The following is a 7,119-nucleotide window of genomic DNA, read 5'->3' on the forward strand; positions in this document are numbered from 1 at the left end:
CGGCAAGAGCGGGGAAAGCCGCTCCCATAAGGTGTCGGAAATGGTAAATTCTTGAACTGTAGCCATGACCCCAAATTACAACCTATTTGGATAGCTTCTAAGTATGGCCGGGCCCTGAGTACGAAGTGGGATATGTTCGTGTCGCTGAACTTGCTCTCGCAGTTTGCCACCGGCTACCGCTACGACGACGGCGGCGTGCAGCAGGTATCGGACCTGTTCGCGCCTGCATTTTTTACCGTAGCCTACGGGTTTGAGTACCACCCCAACCCCACGTTTCATGTGCGCTTATCGCCGTTTGCGCCGCGCCTCACGGTGGTGGGCCGTGTCGAGTGGTTCGTGCCGGCGCTGGGGGCCACGCCCTGCGGCGTGAACCCTGGCCATAGCACGCGCTGGGAGATTCTGGCTGCCTATGTGCTGACCGAACTCGACCGCAACCTGAGCGCTAACCTCAACCTGAAGGCGCGCTACGTGCTGCTTGCCAACTACGACACGCTGGACCCCAAGCGCATTGACCACCGCCTCTACCTCACGCTTACGGCCAAGGTGGCGCGCTTCGTGAACGTATCGCTCAACGGCACGGCCCTTTATGACTACGACCAGGACAGCGGCACCCAGCACAGCCAGGGCCTGACGTTGGGCGTGGCCTACAACTTCCAGAACTTCATTGACCCGCCCAGGAAGTAAGCTGCTGGGGGCCCTAATCCAGCGGCGCTGGCTGCCCGGGGGTGTGGTCGTACTCGGCCACGAAGCGCAGCAGCATCAGCAGCATATCCGTGGGCATGGTGTGGGCCCGGGGTAGCAGGAAGCGGCCGTTGGCGGTATCAAGGTAGCCTACAATCTGCTGAAGGTCAACGTCGTTTGCCGGGCGGAAACCCATGCCCCAGTCGGGGAAGCTGCGCCGGTTGATGGGACCCTCGCCCAATATTTCGCAGTGGCCGTGGCGCGGGTCGCAGGCAATTTTATCGTAGTACAGGTGGCGCACGGCGGCTTCCCCGCCCTCAATCACCTGCAAAAACCGGCCATCGTCGGTACAAAGCAGCATGCCACTGATGCGGACAGCCTCGTTAGCCGGCCGCCAGCGCTGCAACGCCGCGGCCAATTGGGCCGTGGTGAACGGGCGCTCCGCCTGGCTCTGGTACATCAGGTAGTACAAATTCATCGGTCCCTAGTACGGGCCCCGGCCAAAAAGGTGCTGGGGCCCCGGGGTCTGCTGGGGCCCCTGGGGTAAAAATCGCCGCTGGCACTGGCCCGGCAACAAAAAGAGCGGGCAGCTGGCGCAAGCCGGCTGCCCGCTCCGGTGCGGCGCCGCCCGGGGCCCTAGTGGGCCACCAGCTCGGCGGGGCCCTCGGCCAGGGGCACGTACTTGGTGTGCTCGGCCCGGTAGAAGCGCTCGAACACCAGCGGGAAGATGAACAGCGTGAGGACGGTGCCCGTGATGAGGCCCCCAATCACGACGATGGCCAGCGGCTTGGAGGTTTCCGAGCCGATGCCGGTGCTGATGGCGGCCGGCATCAGGCCGATGGTGGCCATGAGGGCCGTCATCACCACGGGGCGCACGCGGCTGGCCACGCCCTCGCGGATGCTGTCGTCGAGCGTCATTTTCTTCACCAGGTTTTGCTTGAAGACGGAGATGAGGATCACGCCGTTCTGGATGCAGATGCCGAACAGCGCGATGAAGCCGATGCCGGCCGAAATCGAGAAGTTGGTGTGCGTGATGAGCAGCGCCGCGATGCCGCCGATGATGGCAAACGGCACGTTGAGCAGTACCAGGCCCGCGTCTTTCAGGTTGCCGAACAGGATGAACAGGATGAAGAAAATGAGGGCCAGCGACACCGGCACCACCTGCGTGAGGCGCTGCTGGGCCCGCTTTTGGTTCTCAAAGTCGCCGGTCCAGCGCATGCTGTAGCCCTTGGGCAGCTTCACCACGGCATCTACTTTGCGCTGGGCTTCCTCAATGGTGCTGCCCATGTCGCGGCCCCGGATGCTGAACTTCACGGCGGCGAAGCGCTTGTTGTCGTCGCGGTAAATCAGGCTGGGGCCCGTCACGCTGCTGATGGTGGCAATTTCAGTAATCGGGATGGTTTTGCCGCTCTGGGTGGGCACCATCAGGCGGGCAATTTCCTCGGGCGTCTGGCGGAAGTTCTCCTCGTAGCGCACCCGAATCGGAAATTTGCGCTCGCCCTCGTACAGCTGCGAGGCTTCCTTGCCCCCGATGGCCGTTTCGAGCACCGATTGGGCGTCGGCCTTGCTCACGCCGTAGGCGGCCATGCGCTGCTCGTCGAGCTCCACGTGCAGCTCCGGTTGGCCAATGTTGCGCAGCAGGCCCAGGTCGCCGATGCCGTCCACCTTTTTCAAGATGCCATATACCTGGCGGGCGTTGGCCTCCAGCGTTTTCAAGTCTTGGCCGTAAATCTTTACGGCAATGCTGCCCTTCACGCCTGAGGCGGCTTCCTCCACGTTGTCGGTAATGGGCTGCGAGAAGTTGAAGTCCACGCCCGGGAAGCGGTTCAGCTTCTCCTGCATGTGCGCAATGAGGGCCTCGCGGTTGGCCTTGCTCTTCATCTCCTTGTTCACCGCGTCGGTGTGCTTGAGCTGCACCAGGAACTCGTTGTTGTAGAAGCCCGTGGGGTCGGTGCCGTCGTTGGGGCGGCCGGTCTGGCTCACCACGTCGCCCACCTCCGGGAAGCTCAGAAATACGCGCCGCATCTCGTTGCACAGCCGGTTGGACTGCTGCAAGTTGATGCTCAGCGGCAGCTGGGCGCGCACGTAAATCGAGCCCTCGTTCAGCTCCGGCAGAAACTCCGAGCCTAGGAAGTGGAAGGCCCCCAGGCCCAGCACCACCGCCACCGAGGCCACCACCAGGCTGATGGTTTTGCGGGCGTAGGTGAAGGCCAAAAAGCGCTGGGCCCCGTTGTTGATGGCGCGCACGAAGAAGTTGTCCTTCTCGCGCACGTTCTTGTTCAGCAGCAGCGAGGCGAGCACCGGCACCAGCGTGAGCGTGAAAATCAGGGCCCCCAGCAGGGCGAAACCCAGCGTCCAGGCTAGGGGCGAGAACACCTTGCCCTCCACTTTCTCGAAGGAGAAAATGGGCAGCAGCGCCGTGATGATGATGGCCTTGGCGAAGAAGATGGACTTGCCCATGTCGCGCCCCGACTTCTTAATCAGGCCCAGCTTGGCGAGCTTGTTGAAGCGCTCCATGCCCACCTCGTGCGCCTTGTGGTCGAGGGCCACGAAGAGCCCTTCCACCATCACCACGGCCCCGTCGATGATGATGCCGAAGTCGATGGCGCCCATGCTGAGCAGGTTGGCGCTCATGCCGCGCAGACGCAGGCAGATGAAGGCAAACAGCAGCGCCAGCGGGATGATGATGCTCACAATCACCGTCGTGCGCCAGTCGGCCATGAACACCAGCACGATGAGCGTCACCAGAATGATGCCCTCCAGCAGGTTATGAATCACGGTTTCCGTCGAGAAGTCAATCAGCTGCTGGCGGTCGTAGAAGGTCTTGATTTGCACGCCGGGCGGCAAAATCTTGGTGTTCAGCTCCTCCACTTTGTCCTTGAGGCGGGCAATGACTTCCGAGGGATTTTCGCCCTTGCGCATCACCACGATGCCCTCCAGCTTGTCGTTCTCGTAGTTGCGGCCCACCTGGCCCAGGCGCGGCAGGGCCGACTCGTGCACGATGGCCACGTCCTTGATGAGGATGGGCGTGCCGTTCACGTTCTTAATGACCGTGTTGTTGATGTCGTCGATGTTGTTGAGCAGGCCAATGCCGCGCACCACGTAGTTCTGCTGGCCCGAGTTGATGACGTCGCCGCCCACGTTCACGTTCGAGCGCTGCACGGCCTGGTACACGTCGAGCGGCGTGATGCCGAAGTCCTGCAGCTCGCCCGGGTTCACGCTCACCTCGTACTCCTTGGCCTCGCCGCCGAAGCTGTTCACGTCGGCCACGCCGGGCACCGATTTCAGCTGGCGGTCGAGCACCCAGTCTTGCAGCGTTTTCAGCTGCCGGATGGTCTGGTCCTTGCCCTCCAGGGTGTAGCGGTAAATCTCGCCCGTGGGGCCGTAGGGCGGCTGCACGTCGGGCTGGATGCCGTCGGGCAGGTCCACCTCGCGCAGCAGGTTGTTCACCTGCGGGCGGGCGAAGGCGTCGTCCACGCCGTCGTCGAAAATGACCTTCACCACCGACAGCCCGAAGAGCGTAGTGGAGCGCACCGACGCCTTTTTCTGCACCGGGTTGAGGGCAATTTCGATGGGCACCGTCACGAACTTTTCAATCTCCTCGGCCGAGCGGCCGGGCCACTGCGTGATGATGGTGATTTCGGTGTTCGTCACGTCCGGAAACGCCTCAATCGGCGTGTTCCGGTAGCTAATGGCCCCCGCGACGACCGCCAGAATGGTCATCAGGAACACGAAGCCCCGGTTCTTAAGTGAAAAGGCAATAATGCCTTGGATGAACTTGTTCATTTGATGGTAGCGGTTGGCTATTAGCTGCTGGCTGTTAGCTTTTTGATGGGGCCCTGCTTGCTGTTTTTTGCGTTGGGAAACAGGCCTTTTACATGGTTTTCCTGTAAGCCAACAGCCGATAGGCATCAGCTAAAAGCTGGAAAAAACTAGTCGTTCAGCTCGTCGTAAATCAGCAGCTGGTTTTGGGAGATGAACCGCTCGCCGTCCTTCAGGCCCTTGGCCACGTAGCTGACGTCGCCCACGGTGCTGGCAATCGTCACGGGGCGGGTTTCCACGTGGTCGCGGTCCTTGTACACCATCACGAACGTGCGGTCCTTGTCGAACACCACGGCGCCGGCGGGCACGGCCATCATGGTGCCGCCGGCCGCGTTCTGCACCTTAATCTGGGCGTACATCTCGGGCTTAAGCAGGTAGCCGGGGTTGCGCAGCTTCACGCGCACCTTCATCACCTTGCTGTCGGGGTCCAATATGTTGAACACCTTGTCGATATGGCCCGTGAAGTGGCGGCCGGGGTAAGCCAGCGTCGTCACATCGGCCGTGAACCCGGGCTGCACCTTCGAAATGTCGGACTGGAACACGTTGGCCAGAATCCACACGTCGTCCAGGTCGCTCACCGTGAAGAGGTTCTCCACGTTGCTGTTGTTGAACTGCATCGAGGTGGTCACGTTCTTGTCGGTGATGAAGCCCGAGATTGGCGACTTCAGCGAGTACTTGCCGTCGGGCGTCACGCCGTAGATGGCGAGCTGCTTGCGGCTTTTGCCGGCCGTGCCCTGGGCCTTTTGCAACTCGCTGCGGGCCAGCAGCACGTCGCGCTCCGAGCTCAGGCCGGCCTTGAACATGTCCTGGGCCACGTCCACGTTTTTGCGGGCAATGGCCAGGTCGGAGCCGGCGGCGGTGCCCTGGTTTTGCAGGTCGGCAATCTCGCCCGAGCGGATAATGGCCAGCTGCTGGCCCTGGTGCACGTAGTCGCCGAGCTCCACGTCTACCTTTTCCACCACGCCGCCCACCAGCGGGAAAATCTTGGCCGTGTGGTCTTCGTCGGGCGCAATCTGGCCGGTCAGGCTCAGCTCGTTCAGCATGGGGCGCTCCTTCACCGTGTCGATGCGCAGCTCCTTCATCACCTCGTCGGTGAGGTGGAAGGCCGGCGCGGCGGCCGTTTCAGGGGCTTTCTTTTCGGCCGAGGAGCAGGCGCTCAGCGTGCCCAGCAGCAGGGCCGGGGCCAGTAGGGAAATACGGTTCATTAGGATATCTAAGCTGTTGGCTATTAGTTGTTGGTTGCTAGCTGTTAGCTTTTAGGTGATGCGGATAATTGAACAAGAAATTGCTGTTGCTGACGAGGCTCGTTTTAGGGCCCCAGCCATCGGCCGGCGCGAAAAAGCTAGCAGCTAACAGCCAACAACTAATAGCTAAGAAAAAGGCTACTCGGCCCGGAACACCGGGCGGCCCACGGCGGCATTGAGCTGCTCGAAGGCGCGCATGCGGCTGGCCCGCAGCTGGTTGAGCTGCACCAAGTTGTCGTTGTAGGACTGGTAGTAGTCCAGGAACTCGACCAGGCCGATCAGGCGCCGGGCGTAGGCCTGCTCGATGCCGCCGATGATGCGGTCGAAGGGCGAGGTGTCGCGGTCGGCCTCCCGGAACTGGGCGTCGATGAGGCCCACGAGCTGGTAGTTCTGCTGCACCTCGTTCTGCACCACCAGGCGGGCCTGGCCGAGCTGGGCCTTGCCGCCCTGGATGAGGGCCTCGGCGGTGCGGATGTTGCCCTGGTTGCGGTTGAACACGGGCACGGCCACGCCCAGCGTCAGGGCGTTGTAGTTCTGGATGTAGGAGCCGGCGCGGTCGTAGGTGTAGCCCACCAGCAGGTCGGGGGCCCCCAGGGCGTGCTGGTAGCGCAGGTTGTTGCCCTGCTGCTGCAAGTAGGCGGTGCGGGCCAGCAGGTCGCCGCGCAGCACTTGGGCCGAGTCCACGAGCTGCTGCATGGCGTAGGGCCCCAGGCTCAGGTCGCGGGTGCGGGGCAGGCTCACCTGGGGCACGAGGTAGGCCCCCGAGGTGTCGCGCGTCAGCACCCGCAAGTCGCTCAGGTTTGGGGCCATGTCCACAAACAGCTGCTGGCGCTGGTTCTGGAGCACAAACAAAAAGGCCTTGAGGCGGACGACCTCTTTCTGGGCGATGTTGCCCTTCTCGTACTGCTGCTGGTAGGCGGGAATGATGCGCTGGAACGACGTGATTTCGGTGTCGTACACGGCCAGCGTGCGCTGCTTATAATACAGGTCGTAGTAGGCGGTGCGCAGCTGGAAGCGCAGCGTGCGCAGCAGGTCCTGCAAGTTGTACTGCTCGACGAGGGCGGCTGCCTGGGCCACGTTGGCGGCGGCGCGGCGGCGCCCGGCAATGGCAACGAGCTGCTGCACCTGCACAATACTCTCGCCGGTGCGGGTCACGTCGAAGGTGCGGCCCGTTTGGGGGTTGTGGATGTTCTGCTCAATGCTCACCACGGGGTTGTCCCAGAGCCGAGCTTGCAAGATCTGGGCCTGGGCGGCCGTAACGTTGAAGCGCTGGGCCAGCAGCTGCAAGTTGCCTTGCACGAAGCGCTGCTCGGCCTGCGCCAGCGTCAGTTGCACCGTGTCCACGGCCGTGGTGGGGGCCCCGGGCGCGGGG

At 62.6% G+C, this 7,119-nt stretch carries 5 protein-coding genes; 1 reads left to right on the forward strand and 4 read right to left on the reverse strand.

What is annotated here, in order from left to right; genetic code table 11:
- The first annotated feature begins 138 nt into the window (after nucleotides 1–138).
- Nucleotides 139–684, forward strand: coding sequence for a hypothetical protein (locus BEN49_RS08950; protein WP_125916660.1), 546 nt, complete (start codon nucleotides 139–141; stop codon nucleotides 682–684).
- Nucleotides 685–697: 13 nt separating this feature from the next.
- On the opposite strand, the gene BEN49_RS08955 is transcribed toward BEN49_RS08950, so the two are convergent.
- The 4 genes from BEN49_RS08955 to BEN49_RS08970 form a co-directional block, all read right to left on the reverse strand.
- Nucleotides 698–1,159, reverse strand: a complete 462-nt coding sequence (locus BEN49_RS08955; protein WP_070742687.1) for a BLUF domain-containing protein — start codon at nucleotides 1,157–1,159, stop codon at nucleotides 698–700.
- 158 nt (nucleotides 1,160–1,317) lie between these two features.
- Nucleotides 1,318–4,467 carry an efflux RND transporter permease subunit gene (locus tag BEN49_RS08960; RefSeq protein ID WP_070742688.1) on the reverse strand — a complete coding sequence of 1,050 codons (3,150 nt, stop codon included), beginning with the start codon at nucleotides 4,465–4,467 and terminating at the stop codon, nucleotides 1,318–1,320.
- Between the two features lie 146 nt (nucleotides 4,468–4,613).
- Nucleotides 4,614–5,708, reverse strand: coding sequence for an efflux RND transporter periplasmic adaptor subunit (locus BEN49_RS08965; protein ID WP_070742689.1), 1,095 nt, complete (start codon nucleotides 5,706–5,708; stop codon nucleotides 4,614–4,616).
- A 177-nt stretch (nucleotides 5,709–5,885) separates the two neighbouring features.
- A partial coding sequence (locus BEN49_RS08970; RefSeq protein WP_070742690.1) for a TolC family protein occupies nucleotides 5,886–7,119 on the reverse strand: 1,234 nt, incomplete at its 5' end.

Origin of the sequence: Hymenobacter coccineus (genome assembly GCF_001816125.1) — a bacterium.
Taxonomy (GTDB): Bacteria; Bacteroidota; Bacteroidia; order Cytophagales; family Hymenobacteraceae; genus Hymenobacter; species Hymenobacter coccineus.